This is a genomic window from Devosia sp., assembly GCF_017307565.1.
In the GTDB taxonomy this organism is placed as follows: Bacteria; Pseudomonadota; Alphaproteobacteria; order Rhizobiales; family Devosiaceae; genus Devosia.
Window position 1 is genome coordinate 1 of sequence record NZ_JAFKHD010000009.1, and the last position, 2,219, is coordinate 2,219.

The window sequence follows — 2,219 nt, forward strand, 5'->3', positions numbered from 1 at the left end:
TAGATATCTATCAACGTTATCTCCGGCGGCGCCATCGCGCGCATCAGGAACAGATTGTAGCCGAAGGGCGGCGTTATGTACGCGATCTGGCAGGTGATGGTGTAGAGCACGCCGAACCAGATCGGATTGAAGCCGAGGCTTTTCACCAGTGGAATATAGAGCGGCGCCACGATGACCAGCATCGCCGTGTCGTCCAGGAACATGCCCATGACGATGAATGATAGAAGCATCAGGATCAGCACCGTCCAGGGGCCAAACTCCCAGGTGTCGATCAGCAGCGTCTTGACCGCCTTGACCGCGCCGAGCCCGTCGTAGACCGAGCTGAAGCAGAGCGCGCCGAGAATGATCCACATGAACATGCACGAGATAGAGAGCGTGTTGCGCGTCGATTCCTCGAACACCTTGCGGTTCAGGTTGCCCGCCCACCAAGCCGCCAGTGCCGCCAGCGCAGCGCCCACCGCGGAGCTTTCCACCAGGCTGGTGGTGCCCGACATGAACAGGCCCATCATGATGACGAAGATGGCGATGGGCAGAAGGCCGGCGCGCAGCAGCGAGAATTTTTCGGACCAGGTGATCTGGGCGCGTTCTTCCGCCGGCAGCGCAGGCCCGATCTCGGGCTGCAAAAGGCAGCGTATGTAGACATAGGCTGCGAAGATGACCGCCATAAGCAGCCCCGGGCCAACGCCGGCGAGCCACAGGTCGAGCACCGGCTGGCGCGCGATCATGGCGTAGAGCACCAGCACCACGCTGGGCGGAATCAGGATGCCGAGCGACGAACCCGCCTGGATGACGCCGGTGACCATCACCTTGTCGTAGCCGTGCCTAAGCAATTGCGGCAGCGCGATGGTGGCGCCGATCGCCATGCCGGCCACGGACAGGCCGTTCAAGGCCGCGATCAGGACCATCAGGCCGATGGTGCCGAGCGCAAGGCCGCCGCGCACCGGGCCGGCCCAGACATGGAACAACCGGTAGAGATTGGTCGCGATGCCGGATTCCGACAGCATATAGCCCATGAAGATGAAGAACGGCACGGTGATCAGCGGATACCAGTTCATCACCTGGAAGGAGGCATTGAAGGGCATCTCGAAAGATCCCTTGCCCCACAGCCACAGCGCGGCGGTGCAACCCACGAAGCCGATGACGCCGAAGACGCGCTGCCCGGTGAAGAGCAGTACCATCATGGTACCGAACATGAAGAGAGTGATGAATTCCGAGCTCATGCGATCGGCTTTCCGCGCGCGATGGCGACGTCTTTTATGAAGGTGGAAATGAGTTGCAGCAGCATGAGGAAGATGCCGATGCACATGACGACCTTGATCGGCCACAGCGGCGGCCCCCAGGCCGTATAGTTCTTCTGCCCGTAGACGATCGCATAGTTGGTCGAGGAAATGCCTCCGCCGAGCAGCACGCACAGATAGAAGATGACGGCGAGGATCGTGATGGAATCGGTGATCGCGCGCGTCCTCGGCTTCATGTTGGAGTAGAACAGGTCCATGCGCACATGCGCGTCGAGCTGCATGGAATAGGCGCCGCCGAGCAGATAGTAGGCTGACAGCATGAACTGCGTCATCTCCAGCGCCCAGTTCACCGGGTAGCCGAGGATGAGCCGCATCACCGTCGAGTAGAGCAGGATCGCCCCCATCGGGAAGATGAGGTACATGGCGAAGCGCCCGACGCCATAGTTCATCTTGTCGACATAGCGCACGAAAAGCTTGATGGGTTCAGGCATGCCGCCCTCCCGATGACGAAGCCATGGCCGGCGCTGCGCCGCCCGAAACCTCGAGTTTGTCCAGCATCGCTGCAAGCAGCCGCGCCCACCGCGCCTGGTCGGCCCCTGTCGCGATGGCGTCGTTGCGGATCTCGATCATGGCACAGGCAAGGCCGCGCGAGCGCGCATGCTTTTCCAGCGTGAAGTAAACCAGGTCGGCCGGGGAATACGGCTCGTTGTCGCCGACGACGATGCCGGCAACGCCGTTCAGGGCACGGAGCAGCGGAGCGGCGATGCGCTCGTCGCCGTCATGGATGATGCCGATATGCCACGGCCGCTGCTTGCCGAAATAGACGGGCGTGAAGGAGTGCACCGACACCAGCCGCGTCTCGCGCCCCGCCGCCTGCCGCGCCTCGACCGTCGCCGCGACCGTGTCGTGGAACGGGCGCCACGCCATCTCGATGCGCGCCTGCCTCTCGCTCTCGCTCAAGCCCGAATTGCCGGGGATCGT

The 2,219-nt window shown here is 62.6% G+C and carries 3 protein-coding genes; all 3 read right to left on the minus strand.

All coding sequences use genetic code 11. The features are described 5' to 3' along the window. A partial coding sequence (locus J0I64_RS00100; RefSeq protein WP_291405247.1) for a TRAP transporter large permease subunit occupies positions 1–1,220 on the minus strand: 1,220 nt, incomplete at its 3' end. Beyond that, complete coding sequence (locus tag J0I64_RS00105) at positions 1,217–1,729, minus strand: TRAP transporter small permease subunit (RefSeq protein WP_291405249.1); 513 nt, start codon at positions 1,727–1,729, stop codon at positions 1,217–1,219. The genes J0I64_RS00105 and J0I64_RS00100, both read right to left, overlap by 4 nt. Then, positions 1,722–2,219 (minus strand): N-formylglutamate amidohydrolase (locus J0I64_RS00110; RefSeq protein WP_291405251.1); only part of this gene is annotated, 498 nt, incomplete at its 5' end. The genes J0I64_RS00105 and J0I64_RS00110, both read right to left, overlap by 8 nt.